The 12,541-nt window shown below is 59.8% G+C and carries 11 protein-coding genes and 1 tRNA gene; 4 read left to right on the top strand and 8 right to left on the bottom strand.

Going from position 1 to position 12,541, the window contains the following annotated elements; translation table 11 throughout:
• Positions 1-5 precede the first annotated feature (5 nt).
• Positions 6-590, top strand: coding sequence for a hypothetical protein (locus PIB16_RS05985; protein ID WP_174019365.1), 585 nt, complete (start codon positions 6-8; stop codon positions 588-590).
• A 227-nt stretch (positions 591-817) separates the two neighbouring features.
• Here the strand turns inward: PIB16_RS05985 and PIB16_RS05980 are convergent.
• From PIB16_RS05980 to PIB16_RS05955, 6 genes are all read right to left on the bottom strand, one after another.
• Positions 818-907: transfer RNA gene (locus PIB16_RS05980), tRNA-Ser, on the bottom strand.
• A gap of 197 nt (positions 908-1,104) precedes the next feature.
• Positions 1,105-1,986, bottom strand: a complete 882-nt coding sequence (locus PIB16_RS05975) for a dihydrodipicolinate synthase family protein (protein ID WP_271045185.1) — start codon at positions 1,984-1,986, stop codon at positions 1,105-1,107.
• Positions 1,983-3,626 carry an ABC transporter ATP-binding protein gene (locus PIB16_RS05970; RefSeq protein ID WP_271045184.1) on the bottom strand — a complete coding sequence of 548 codons (1,644 nt, stop codon included), beginning with the start codon at positions 3,624-3,626 and terminating at the stop codon, positions 1,983-1,985. The genes PIB16_RS05975 and PIB16_RS05970 overlap by 4 nt, the downstream gene beginning before the upstream one ends.
• Positions 3,619-4,542 carry an ABC transporter permease gene (locus tag PIB16_RS05965; protein WP_078052112.1) on the bottom strand — a complete coding sequence of 308 codons (924 nt, stop codon included), beginning with the start codon at positions 4,540-4,542 and terminating at the stop codon, positions 3,619-3,621. Before PIB16_RS05965 ends, PIB16_RS05970 begins: the two co-directional genes overlap by 8 nt.
• Before the next feature lie 15 nt (positions 4,543-4,557).
• Entirely contained in the window at positions 4,558-5,472 is a 915-nt protein-coding gene (locus PIB16_RS05960; protein WP_035262398.1) for an ABC transporter permease, read from the bottom strand.
• 76 nt (positions 5,473-5,548) lie between these two features.
• Positions 5,549-7,057 carry an ABC transporter substrate-binding protein gene (locus tag PIB16_RS05955; RefSeq protein ID WP_271045183.1) on the bottom strand — a complete coding sequence of 503 codons (1,509 nt, stop codon included), beginning with the start codon at positions 7,055-7,057 and terminating at the stop codon, positions 5,549-5,551.
• Positions 7,058-7,378: 321 nt separating this feature from the next.
• Between PIB16_RS05955 and PIB16_RS05950 the strand changes: the two genes are divergently transcribed.
• Genes PIB16_RS05950 through PIB16_RS05940 form a run of 3 tightly spaced genes read left to right on the top strand, consistent with a single transcriptional unit; the run spans position 7,379 to position 10,652 of the window.
• Positions 7,379-8,575, top strand: coding sequence for a sialidase family protein (locus PIB16_RS05950; RefSeq protein ID WP_271045182.1), 1,197 nt, complete (start codon positions 7,379-7,381; stop codon positions 8,573-8,575).
• Complete coding sequence (gene pdxA, locus PIB16_RS05945; protein ID WP_271045181.1) at positions 8,572-9,528, top strand: 4-hydroxythreonine-4-phosphate dehydrogenase PdxA; 957 nt, start codon at positions 8,572-8,574, stop codon at positions 9,526-9,528. Before PIB16_RS05950 ends, pdxA begins: the two co-directional genes overlap by 4 nt.
• On the top strand, positions 9,525-10,652 hold the full coding sequence (locus PIB16_RS05940; RefSeq protein ID WP_271045180.1) for an iron-containing alcohol dehydrogenase: 1,128 nt from the start codon (positions 9,525-9,527) through the stop codon (positions 10,650-10,652). The genes pdxA and PIB16_RS05940 overlap by 4 nt, the downstream gene beginning before the upstream one ends.
• A 45-nt stretch (positions 10,653-10,697) precedes the next feature.
• On the opposite strand, the gene PIB16_RS05935 is transcribed toward PIB16_RS05940, so the two are convergent.
• Together PIB16_RS05935 and PIB16_RS05930 are read right to left on the bottom strand one after the other, a co-directional pair.
• Complete coding sequence (locus tag PIB16_RS05935; protein ID WP_080857531.1) at positions 10,698-11,405, bottom strand: FadR/GntR family transcriptional regulator; 708 nt, start codon at positions 11,403-11,405, stop codon at positions 10,698-10,700.
• Between the two features lie 4 nt (positions 11,406-11,409).
• Complete coding sequence (locus tag PIB16_RS05930; RefSeq protein ID WP_065656700.1) at positions 11,410-12,450, bottom strand: four-carbon acid sugar kinase family protein; 1,041 nt, start codon at positions 12,448-12,450, stop codon at positions 11,410-11,412.
• Positions 12,451-12,541 lie beyond the last annotated feature (91 nt).

Below are 12,541 nucleotides of genomic sequence, written 5' to 3'. Positions count from 1 at the left end.
ATGATATGAGCTACATAGAGAATAATTCACCCGCCGATCTCCTTGTGCAGGAAACAGAACACTCAGCCTTCGGGGACTGGCTCCGGGCCGAGATCGAGAAAAAAGGGCTCTCTATCGGAGTTCTGGCCGAGAAAACAGGCATCACATATGCGGGCATCTGGAATATCGTGAAGGGAAATACGGTTTCCCCGCGAAAAGAGACGCGAGATAGACTCGCCGCAGCCCTCAACGAACTAATACCCCCAGCAGTCGAGGCGGAAATTGTAAGTCAGGCTATGCCCATTCCCGGGTTTGAATGGACCGATTTCACTCCTGATGACCTTGAGACGGTGCCGCAAGCGAGCGGAGTATATGTTTTTTACGATATTACCGATCGTCCCGTGTATGTCGGTAAATCGAGTAAGAACGTGCGCACCCGTGTTAAAGACCATCAGACCCGCTTCTGGTTCAAGCCCCCTCTCGTCGTTCGCGGCTCATTTCTCGCTGTGACAGACCCAGACCTATGCCTCAAAATCGAGACTATTCTAATTAAATTTCTAGGAAAGCACGCGCTGCTAAATTCCAAGGGTGTCGTTAGAGACGCCGACTGATCGAAAGACGATGGGATACGCATAAAATAGCTCAATCTAAGCACTTGCCACCTTGCGAGCGCCAAGATCAACGAAGGCGAATAGCGCGACGAGGGAGTCGCGCTTATAAACCTGGATGGATCCGCGACTTTGGATCATGCGATGAAACTAAAAGTGTGGGTTAGTATGTGGGTTTCGGCTGTGAATTTTTCACAAGCAATTGATAAATATTGCTATTTTTCAGTGTATGGCGGAGAGGGTGGGATTCGAACCCACGATACCCTTGCAGGTATGCCGCATTTCGAGTGCGGTGCATTCGACCACTCTGCCACCTCTCCGCATGCGCGAACGCTTGCGTTGCGCGCTCCTCTTAAACATCAATGGCCGGGCTGACAAGGGGAATTTCGTGTTTGTGTCACAAATTATTCGTCATGGGTGAGGCTGGGGAAATGCATCGGCTTCTGGCTGTTTTCGCCGATATTTTTAAGATAACGCGCACTATCCGCAGGGGTGCGCGTCACATTCGATAGCAGCGTCAGATCCGTTGATAACGCCGCAAGATTTCCAGGATTTTTTCATCCTGCTCTTTATCCGGCAGAAGGGCCGGTTGGCGGCTGGCGCCGACGGATGGGTCCTGGAGATAAAGTGAGCGTTTAACCATGGCCGGTGCGAAGCCGAGGGCGTAGAGATCGGTGCGGAAGTCGGCGTAGATTGCCTGCTGGCGTTCGGCCTCGGTGATATCACTGGCGTTGAAAGCATTGAGAATGCCGGCAAGTACATCCGGCAGCGCGTTGCCGAGGCCGGAAATGCAGCCTGCCGCACCGTTCTGCAACGACCAGAGAACGAGGTGATCCGGGCCGGAATAGACCTCGAAGCCGGGCATCTCCTTTGCCACCTGAAGATAGGCTTCGAGCGTCTGCTGAGCGCCGCCGGAATCCTTGATGCCGGCGATATTGCCATGGGTGGCGAGTTTGCGGGCGGTTTCCGGCTCTATGTGGTTCTGGGTGCGGGCGGGAATGTCATAGAGATAGACCGGCGTTTCAACGGCGTCAGCCACCGTCGAGAAATGGCGGATCAAGCCATCCTGCGTGCAGGCGATGAAGAATGGCGTGATGACGGCGATACCGTCGACGCCGATGCGGTCGAAGGCTTTGGCAAGTTGCAGGGTTTCGAATGTGGCGGGCATACCCGCATTCACGATCACCTTGGCACGGCCGGCAACTTCGTCCACCACCTCTTCCGTCAGCCGGATTTTTTCCGCATGCGTCAGCGCGGTAAAATCGCCATTTGTGCCGGCACACATGATGTTGTTGCCGGCCGCCGCCTGGCGGCGCACCTGCGCACGGGTTGCCTCATAGTTGATGGTTTCGTCCTCGTTGAAACAGGTGACGAGCGCGACGAAAGCTTGCTTGCTCATGAAAGAACTCCGCTTGAATTTCCGATGGCGTCACCGGCACAGGCCGGATGACGCTGAGATTGCATATCGGGGTCGGGATCGAGGCTCGCGGATAAAAGGGCACGGGTATAGGCCTCGCGCGGCGCTTCGAAAACCTGGCGGACCGTGCCGAACTCCACCACCTCTCCCCGCTGCATGACCATGACGTGATCGGCAAAATCCCGAACCACCGGCAAATCATGCGCGATGAAGATGAAGGAGAGGCCCATTTCGCGGCGCAGCTTGTCCAGCAGTGCGATAACCTGCGCCTGAACCGAAACATCGAGCGCCGAGACCGCCTCGTCGCAGATGATGAGCTTCGGTTCCAGCGCCAATGCGCGGGCAATCGCGATCCTCTGCCGTTGACCGCCGGAGAACTGATGCGGATAACGGCGCATATGCTCCGGCGAGAGACCCACCTGATGCAGCAATTCGGCAACCCGCTCACGCCATCTTGCTCTGGGCAAGATCTCAGGATGGATGCCCCAGGCCTCGGAAATCAGCTGAAACACCGTCATGCGCGGATTGAGCGACTGGGTGGGATCCTGAAACACCATCTGCAAATCGCGCCGGAGCGCGAAGAGTTCGGCAGGCGGAAGCTTGAAGAGGTCGCGACCCTTCCACAAGGCGCTGCCCGCATCCGGCTCGTCAAGGCGAAGTAGAATACGCGCCAGCGTCGATTTGCCGGAACCGCTTTCGCCGACGACCGCGATGGTTTCGCCTTCCATAAGGTCGAAGGAAATGCCCTTCAGCGCCTCGAAGGCGCCGTAACGCTTGCGCACATCACGCACGCTGAGCAGCGCTTCGCCCCCCGCCTGCGGCTCGTGCATGTCGCCCCTGCCCGGTGCTGCACTGATGAGCTTGCGGGTATAGGGATGCTGCGGATTGCGATAAACCTCGCGCACGGTGCCGGCCTCGACCAGAACGCCCTTTTCCATCACCACCACCCGGTCGGCGATTTCGGCAACGACGCCGAGATCATGGGTGATGATGAGCACGGCCATGCTGGTTTCCCGCTGCAATTCCTTGAGCAGCGAAAGCACCTCGGCCTGCACCGTCACGTCAAGCGCGGTGGTCGGTTCATCCGCGATCAGGAGATCAGGCCGAAGAGCAAGCGCCATGGCGATCATGACGCGCTGGCGCTGGCCACCGGAAAATTCATGCGGATATTTCTTCAAGGCCCCGTCCGGGTCGGGAATGCCGACGCGGGCGACAAGCCGCCTCGCCTCCGCTTCGGCCTTTGCCTTGTCCATGCCGTGGGTGGTCATCGCCTCACAGATCTGCCAGCCGACGGTATAGACCGGATTGAGATGGCTGAGCGGGTCCTGAAAGATCATGGCGATACGCCGGCCGTTGATCTCGCGGCGCGCTTCGGCCGGCATGGTCAGAAGGTCGTGACCGTCAAGCAATATCTGGCCGCTGCTGATATGTCCGGGCGGCATGTCGATGAGGTTCATGATAGCCGAGGACGATACCGACTTGCCCGAGCCGCTTTCGCCGAGGATGGCCAGCGTTTCGCCACGGTCGAGATGGTAGGACACATCCTTCACCGCATGGACGACACCGCTTGCGGTGTGGAACTCCACGGAAAGGTTGCGCACGTCGAGAAGATGGTCAGCCATGCTTGCTGCCTTTCATTTCCAGCCGCCAGCGCTGCACGGGATCAAGCGCGATGCGCAGCCAGTTGGAAAGCAGGTTGAGCGACAGGGTGGTGAGGATGATGGCAAGTCCCGGCCAGAAGGACAGCCACCAGGCATTGGTGAGATATTGCCGCCCCTGCGAAATCATCAGGCCCCAGGTGATTTCCGGCGGCTGAATGCCGATGCCAAGGAAGGACAGCGCGCTTTCCGCCAGCATCACATAGGCGAAATCGAGCGTGGCGAGCGTCGTCAGCGTCGGCAACACGACGGGCAGGATGTGGCGGAACAGGATGCGTTTGCCCGATGCGCCCATGACCCTTGCCGCCTGCACGAACATGCGCTCGCGCACCTCCAGCACCTCTGCCCGCGTGGTGCGGATGTAAACGGGAATGCGGGTGATGGCGAGAACCAGCATCAGGTTGAGGATGGAGGAACCGAGCAGATAAAGCACGATGACCGCGATCAAGAGCGACGGGAACGACATGATCACATCCGCAAGCCGCATGATGATCTGGCCGACACGGTTGGAGGAAAAACCGGCGATCAACCCGAGCACGGTGCCGGTGATGGCGGAAAGAAGCACCGCGCCGGCGGCGATCATCATCGTGTTTTGCGTGGCGGCGACAATGCGCGCGAGAAGCGAGCGGCCGAGCGCATCCGCTCCCAGCCAGAAATACCACTCGCGCTGCCAGTCGAACGGGGCGAGGTTGCGCCCGCGCAGGTTCTGTTTCGTCGCAAGATCGCCAAGCCAGGCAGGGCCGATAAAAGCGAGGATAACAACGATGATGAGGAAGATCGCGGCGCAGAGCGCGAATTTATCCGCCCACAACATGCGCAGCATACGCGTTGCGAAGGACGGCTCGGCGATGATTTCGGTGTCGGCATTGGAAAGGCTCATGGCTGAACGGCCTCCTCAGTGCCGGATACGCGGATCGAGGAGCGCATAAGCGATATCGATCAGAAGATTCATCAGGAAAATCGCCAGCGCGGTCACGAGAATGGCGGCGAGCACGACGTTGAAATCGCGCTGCAGAATGGAATCGATCATCAGCTTGCCGACACCGGGAAAACCGAAAATGGTTTCGACGATGACCGCGCCGTTGAGAAGGCTTGCTGCCTGGTCGCCAATGACGGTGATGACCGGCAGCATGGCGTTTCGCAAAGCGTGAATGAAGATGATCGGACCCGATTTCACGCCCTTGGCGCGCGCCGTTTTGACATAGGCCGAGGACAAAGCGCCGATCATCGAGCCGCGCACTACCTGCACGATAATGCCGAAGGGGCGCACAAACAGGACCGCAATCGGCAATATCCAGTGCAGCACGGAGCCCGTTCCCGACGTGGGCAGCCAGGCGAGATTGACCGAGAATACGACGATAGCGACAATCGCCAGCCAGAAATCCGGCACGGATGCACCGATGAGCGAGATGCTCGAGGCCATGCGGTCGAAGAAGCCGCCGGATCGGAAAGCCGCAAGCGAACCGATGACGATGGCGGCGGTGGTGACGAGCGACATGGTGATGACCGCGAGCCACAGCGTCCAGACGAAAGCCTCCAGCACCACATCCAGCGCTGGGCGGGCTTTTCTGAGCGATTCTCCGAGATCCCCAGTCATTACATCGCCAGCATAACGCAAAAACTGCACCATCAGCGGATCATTCAGCCCGTGCAACGCCCGGAACTGCTGCTTCAACTCTTCCGAAGCCTCGACCGGCAGAAACAGTGCGGCCGGGTCCCCCGTCAGGCGCGACAGGAAAAAAACCATGACGATGAGGCCGATCAGGGAGATCAGGCTCGCAACGGAACGTTTTCGGATGAAGCTCAGCATGGTTGCCTCCGGTTTTTCAATGCGGCGGCGAAGCTTTCGCCGCGCCGCCGCTTCTCAATTGACAAGACGCGGGGTCTTATTTGATGCCGATTTCCGAAAGCTGTAGCATCGAGTTGGTGGCGATGGTGGGCTTGAAGTCCAGCCGTTCCGAGACGCGGGAGAAGCCGACCATGTGGAACAGCAGCACATCTGCCACCACATCGTCGTGCAGATAAGCGATCAGTTCCGACCAGAGCTTGGCGCGTTCGTCACCCACGGCTGCGGACGCACGTTCGATCAGATCGTCCACCTTCTTGTCCGAGAAGCCGGACTGAGTGCCCTTGGTGGCATATTTGAAGAACATGGTGAAGGACGGGTCGCCCTTTGAGTTGTCGTGCATGGCGGCGACGATCTGCGGTCCGCGGCCTTCCTTGAAGGGCTTGGAGTAATAGCTCTCGTGCTCGGCCACCTCCACGAATTTCAGGGCGATCTTGAAGCCGACATCCTGCAATTGCTGCTGGATCGCTTCCATGATCTCGGTGACGTTGGGGAAGTTAGCGGTGCGCGCGATGATGGTGATCGGCGTATCCACCTTCACACCGGCAGCCTTGGCTTCCTCGAGCAGCTTTTTTGCGCCCTCGGGGTCATAGGGGAAGACCTTGACGTCGGGGTTCCAGCCAAGCGTGGTGGGCGGAACGAGAGCGGTGGCCAGCACGGCACCTTCCGGAACCAGCGTGCCGAGGAAGGCCTGCCGGTCGATGGCAAGGTTGAGTGCGCGGCGCACCCGCACATCGTTCAGCGGCGCAATATTGTGATCGAGACGCATATAGACGGTCTCGCTGTCGAGATAGGAAAAGTCGGTCTTCGTATTGGTAGCGTCGAGCTGCGAAATGGAAGGTGAAAGATCGGCTTCGCCGGTCTGCACCATGGCGGCGCGAACCGAAGGATCGGCGCGGAAAAGATAGGTCGCTTCCGTCACCTGCGGCTTGGCGCCCCAATAATCGTCGCGTGCGGTGAGGACAATCTGTTGGCCCGGCGTCCAGTTGGTCAGCTTGTAAGGCCCGGTGCCGACAGGCTCGCGGATGAATTCCATCTTGGTTTCTTCGGGAACGATGGTGACGAGCGACATGAGGAGCGGCAGAATGGGCTGCGCCGGGTCGGTCTTGAAGTCTATCGTGTGGTCATCGACGACGGACGGGGTCACCGTCATGCCGCCGAAATAACGGCGGGACTCGCAGGCGTTCTTGTCGCTCATGATGCGTTCGAAGCTGTGCTTGACGTCCTTGGCATCGAATGCCGTGCCGTCGGAAAACTTCACGCCTTCACGCAGGTGGAAACGCCAGCTTCCATCGGCATTCTGCTCCCACTTCTCGGCAAGGCGCGGCTGAACGCCCTTATTGCCGCGCACATCGAGCTCGGTCAGCGTCTCGCTGACATTTTCCATGATGATGCGGCCGATATTGGAGCGGGTGGCCATGCAGGGCTCCAGCAGGTCCGCCTCTTCCGCCAGCACGATCTTGATCGGCCCCGATGCAGCAAGCGCCGGCGAAACCGCGGCGCTGAGGGAACCCAAGACCAGGGCGCCCGCAATCAATGACTTCTTCATTCCGTTCTCCTCCCAGATTCAGAAATTCAGCAACATGGCGGCGCGCCGCAAGGGGTATCTGAAATCCCCATCTCCTGCATTGAGGAGCATGGCATGCGGATGATTGTCTCCTCCACCCGTAAACAGAGCATCGGCGTTATCGCATTTTTTGTCAATTTATTTTTCGAAGGCAATTTTTATTCAAACCAAATCCATTATTTTTGTCATTTAAAAACAAGTATTTAGTTCATAAAACCAAAAACGATTGATCCTCTTTTTTTATCAAATAAACTTGACAACTTTTTGAATATGTCATTTTCATCGGAACAAGAGGAGACCACGATGACCCCTGATGACATCGCTCAAGCCATGACTGGAGCCATACATGCCGTGTCGAAAGACCGGCAGGAAGCGTTCCTGCCGTCACCCATGATCCAGAACCATGCGAGCTTCCTGCACCTTCTGGATGACGGCACCCTGCTCTGCGCATGGTTCGGCGGCACGCTGGAAGGAAAATCGGATATTTCGATTTTCGCATCCGTGCTGACAGCGGGTGCAACCCGCTGGGGACCGCCGCAGCGCCTGAGCCACGACCCCGCTCATTCCGAACAGAACCCGGTCCTCTTCACTGCGCCAGATGGCGTTCTCTGGCTGTTTCACACAGCCCAGCCCTCCGGCAATCAGGATGAATGCCGCATTCGCATGGCGCGAATCCACCGCGACGCGACTGCACCGGAGAAGCTTATTTCCGAGGAAGGCCGTTTTCTCGATCTCCCGCAGGGCTGTTTCATCCGCGCACCGCTGCGCATCCGCGATGGCGACGCTTGGCTGCTGCCGATCTTCCGCTGCGTCCAGCGCCCCGGCCAGAAATGGAACGGCAGCCACGATACGGCAGCGCTCGGCATATCCACGGACAATGGCGCGACTTGGCAATTGCAGGAGGTGGAGGAATCGACCGGCTGCGTGCATATGAGCCCGGTCGCGGTGACGGACGGGCGCTACGCAGCCTTCTTCCGCCGCCGTCAGGCCGATTTCGTCTATCGCACCGAAAGCACCGATGGCGGCCGCTCGTGGTCAAAGCCAAAGCCGACCGATGTGCCCAACAATAATTCCTCCATTGCCGTGATCAGTCTCAACGATGGCAGGCTGGCTATGATCTGCAACCCCGTCAACGCCGCGCAGTCGAGCGACCGCCGCGCCTCGCTTTATGACGAGCTGGGAGAGGAAGACGACAGGCCGGATGCCGATCCGAGCGGCGGCTGTGTACCGGTCTGGGGCGTGCCGCGCGCGCCGGTTTCTATCTGCCTGTCCGACGATGACGGGCGCAGTTTTACCACCCGGATACTGATCGAAGACGGACCGGGCACCTGCCTTTCGAACGATTCGACCGATGGGCGCAATCTGGAAATGTCCTATCCGTGGCTTCTGGAAGCGCCGGACGGTACGCTGCATGCGAGCTACACCTATCATCGCCGCGCAATCAAATATGTCCGGCTGGCGCCCGGCTGGGCTGACGAGAACGACGGGAGACAAAAATGAGCAACATCATTGGTATCACTATGGGCGACCCCTGCGGCGTCGGCCCCGAGATCACGGTGCGGGCGCTCGCCGAAATGTCCGCCCCGGATCGTGCGGCGACGCGGATTTACGGCAACCTCGCCACGCTGGAAGCGGCGCGGGATGCGCTCGGCGTTGATATCGATCTCACTCAACATGTGGTCGACCTGCCTGTGGAGGGCGCGCCGCTGCCCTGGGGTACATTGTCGCCAGTGGCCGGAGACGCCGCGTTCCGCTTTATCGAAAAGGCCGTTCGCGATGCCGAAGCGGGCGCAATCGGCTGCATCGTCACCGCGCCGATCAACAAGGAAGCCCTGAATCTCGCCGGTCATCATTATGACGGGCACACCGGCATGTTGCGCAGCCTCACCGGCTCCTCGGCCGCCTATATGCTGCTTGCTTCAGAACGGCTGAAGGTCATTCACGTTTCCACCCACGTCTCCCTGCAGGAAGCCATTCGCCGGGCGACGACGGAGCGGGTGCTGGCAACCATCCGAGCCGGCAACGCGCATCTGAAGCGCATCGGCTACGAGCGGCCGCGCATCGCGGTTGCCGGCATCAACCCGCATTGCGGTGAAAACGGCCTGTTCGGCACCGAAGATGACGACCGGATTGCGCCAGCGGTCGCCACCGCACGCGCCGAAGGCATTGAGGTGCAGGGGCCGATTTCCGCCGATACCGTGTTCCACCGGGCCTATTCCGGCGCTTTCGATCTCGTCGTCGCGCAATATCACGATCAGGGCCATATCCCGATCAAGCTTGTCGCCTTCGACACCGCCGTCAATGTCTCTGTCGATCTGCCGATAGACCGTACCTCCGTCGATCACGGCACGGCTTTCGATATCGCCGGCAAGGGCATCGCCAATCACGGCAACATGAATGCGGCCATCGCCTATGCGCGCAAGCTGGTGGCGGGCAAGGAACGGAAGGAATGAGCACCATGTCGACAGCTCCTATTCTCATCCACCAGCCACGACGGCTCGCCGTCGGCGCCGGCACCATTTCACAGATCGGCACCTGGGCGGGAAAAACCGCATCGACCCTGATTATAGCCACACCGCTGACGGCGAAATTTGCCGGACGGCTGCAATTGCAGGGCGCTTTCACGATCTTCGACGCCATTCCCGGCGAGCCGGACACCGCAACGCTCGAAGCCGCCCTTGCTGCAGCACGCGCTGCCAGGCCAGATCTTGTCATCGGCCTCGGCGGCGGTTCGGTAATGGATGTGGCGAAGCTGGTCGCTGCCCTCTGGAATTCCAACCAGTCGCTTGAAGACGTGGCCGGGCCGAACAGGGTTGCCGGGCGCGACACACGGCTGGTGCAAATCGCCACCACTGCCGGCACCGGCTCGGAAGCCGGCATCCGTTCGCTCATCACAGACCCGGTGAAAGGCAACAAGATCGCGGTCGAAAGCCCTTATCTGATCGCGGATTTCGCCGTGCTCGATCCGGAACTCACCTATTCCGTCCCATCAGCCGTTACGGCGGCAACCGGGGTGGATGCCATGGCCCATTGCGTCGAAGCCTTCACCAACCGCAAGGCCCATCCGATGATCGACGGTTTCGCGCGCATGGGCTTTGCACTGGTCGGTAAATATCTGGCGCGCGCCGTTCGCGACGGTGCGGATACCGAAGCGCGGGAAGGCATGATGCTCGCCTCCTATTATGGCGGCATCTGCCTCGGCCCCGTCAATACGGCGGCCGGCCACGCCATCGCCTATCCGCTTGGCACGCTTCTCAACCTGCCGCACGGGCTGGCAAATGCCATCGTCTTTCCGCATGTTCTCGCCTTCAACCAGCCTGCGGTTTCGGCGAAGACGGCGGAAGTGGCGGGAGCCCTCGGGCTTCGCGAGCACCTTTCCCCTGATGATCTACGCAAGGCGGCAACGGATTTCTGCGCCGGGCTCGGCATCGAAATGTCACTCGCACGGCATGGCGCGACTGAGGCCGATCTTCCCCGATATGCCGAGGATGCGCATGCCATCCGCCGGCTGATGGACAATAACCCCGTCGACATGAGCGTTGAGGACGTGCTCGGCATTTACCGCCACGCCTTCTGAGCAAAAATCCGGTGCGCGAACGCGCATCGGCCTTCGGCCACCCGCTTAATCCGCGTGCGAAGATTCGAACAGGCGGTCGCGCGATCCGGTCAGATGCTGGAGCATCAACTGGCGCGCCGCCTCTGCGTCCCCATCGGCAATCGCCTTTGCGATTGCCTCATGCTCGGCGAAAACACGCGTCAGGCCGGATGCGTCCCGCTTCACCGACATGCCGTGGAACTTCATTCCCATTGCAATATGGTCCTTGAGCGCCTCCATCGCGGTGGAGAAATAGCTGTTTCGCGCCGCCCGCGCGATGGCGAGATGGAACTGATAATCGGCATCCTCGCGGTGGGACTGGCGATTGGTCGCATCCCGCATCAGTTCGAGCGCCTTCCGGATCGCAGCAAGCCTCTCGCCATCGTGCCGCAAGGCTGCCGCGGCCGCCGCAGCCGGCTCCAGCGTCAGCCTGAATTCGTAACAGTTGAGAAGATCCGCAACGTTTTCAAGCTGCCCGAAGCCAAGCGGCTCGCGCAGGCCAAAAGCCCTGACATAGCTGCCGGAGCCTCTGCGGGAATAAATGAACCCCTGCTCGCGCAGCCGCCGCAACGCCTCGCGCACGACAGGTCGCGACACTTCGAATTCCATGGCGAGTTCATGCTCTGTCGGCAGCCGCTCATCCGGCTTATAGGCCCCGGATTTGATCGCTCGGTGCATTCTCTCGAAAATAATGTCCGGAAGTGCCTTGCGCGCCGTTTCTTTCATCAGCCCCATCTGGTCAGCTCTCTCCAGCATCGTTGTCGCCAAGCATCATTTTCGCGATCCGTTTCAACGTGTCAGCTTGCCCAAAACCGCCGGACTTCGCAATGATGCATTGATCGCCGGACCAGCCGACCCCGAGACCCGGCAGGCATTCGCCGGCAAGACGCAGGCGCGAAACGCCCATGGCCCGCAGCACGGCCTCGGCCGTGGCTCCGCCCGATAACAGCAGCCTGGCGGCGCTCGCGGTAAGATGCGGCACGACGCCCTCCGCCAACCGGTCTGAAACCGCAAGCGGCGACAGATTTTCCTTACCCTGCGTCGCTTGAACCAGCGTCAGAGCGGCACCGTCATCGGTGTGGCGGGGCATGACGCCATTCGGCGCCTCTATGATCGAGACAGGCCCAACGCTTTTGAGAACGTCGATCTGCTCCACAGTGATCGGATCGCGAGACCCGATGACAAAAAGCCCCCTGCCGGGTGGAATGACCGCGACCTCTGGAACAGTCTGCGCCGTCATCGCTTCAGCCAGCGCCTCGGCAAGCCCACGCGCGCCAACCAGAAGATCGGCCCCTTCCGCCTGCGCGGCGGTGAGAGCTTCCCTGATATCGCCCTGTGATCGCGTGTCGGGTATCGTGCAGCGGCCGGCATGTCCGCCCAGCCTTTCATGAACCGGAATGGCAGCTTCGACGCCAAAGCCGGAAACGGCTCCGCCAGTAACGACTCGTCCGAAATCCGGAATGGCGGGCGCGACAAGCGCGTGCCGATAGGAAATCGCATCCATTTCCGCGGCAATATGCCCTTTCAGGCGGGAATCGATCTTCTTGAAAAGGACAGCATCGGCGGGAGCCAGCCCCAACAGTTCCTGCGTGCGACGCCAGGCTTCATCCGCTTCGCCATCACGGCAGCCAAGATTGACGCTAAGGACGGCGGGCGCATCCGCCAGCGCCGCACGTACACCGTCAAGCCCTATCGCAACCTCGGTCGCCAGCCCGCGCCCGGCAAAGGGAGCGGCGGCGTCGAGCGCTCCGGTCAGATCATCGGCAAAAATCAGCAGCACGGGTGAGGCCTTCATAAAAGTTGTAATGTTTTACGTCGATAAATTTATTTATAATCAATAGATAAATGGATGTGAATAACAAAAATTATGG

Origin of the sequence: Agrobacterium sp. ST15.13.015, from assembly GCF_027871645.1 — a bacterium.
Lineage (GTDB): Bacteria > Pseudomonadota > Alphaproteobacteria > Rhizobiales > Rhizobiaceae > Agrobacterium > Agrobacterium leguminum.
This window is presented reverse-complemented; position numbering and strand designations above follow the sequence as displayed.

What these genes read in the sequence shown, in the direction of transcription:
- PIB16_RS05935 (WP_080857531.1), bottom strand. Translation starts at nt 11,405, where the DNA reads ATGGGGCTGATGAAAGAAACGGCGCGCAAGGCACTTCCGGACATTATT.
- PIB16_RS05965 (WP_078052112.1), bottom strand. Translation starts at nt 4,542, where the DNA reads ATGAGCCTTTCCAATGCCGACACCGAAATCATCGCCGAGCCGTCCTTC.
- PIB16_RS05955 (WP_271045183.1), bottom strand. Translation starts at nt 7,057, where the DNA reads ATGAAGAAGTCATTGATTGCGGGCGCCCTGGTCTTGGGTTCCCTCAGC.
- PIB16_RS05975 (WP_271045185.1), bottom strand. Translation starts at nt 1,986, where the DNA reads ATGAGCAAGCAAGCTTTCGTCGCGCTCGTCACCTGTTTCAACGAGGAC.
- PIB16_RS05970 (WP_271045184.1), bottom strand. Translation starts at nt 3,626, where the DNA reads ATGGCTGACCATCTTCTCGACGTGCGCAACCTTTCCGTGGAGTTCCAC.
- PIB16_RS05950 (WP_271045182.1), top strand. Translation starts at nt 7,379, where the DNA reads ATGACCCCTGATGACATCGCTCAAGCCATGACTGGAGCCATACATGCC.
- PIB16_RS05960 (WP_035262398.1), bottom strand. Translation starts at nt 5,472, where the DNA reads ATGCTGAGCTTCATCCGAAAACGTTCCGTTGCGAGCCTGATCTCCCTG.
- pdxA (WP_271045181.1), top strand. Translation starts at nt 8,572, where the DNA reads ATGAGCAACATCATTGGTATCACTATGGGCGACCCCTGCGGCGTCGGC.
- PIB16_RS05985 (WP_174019365.1), top strand. Translation starts at nt 6, where the DNA reads ATGAGCTACATAGAGAATAATTCACCCGCCGATCTCCTTGTGCAGGAA.
- PIB16_RS05940 (WP_271045180.1), top strand. Translation starts at nt 9,525, where the DNA reads ATGAGCACCATGTCGACAGCTCCTATTCTCATCCACCAGCCACGACGG.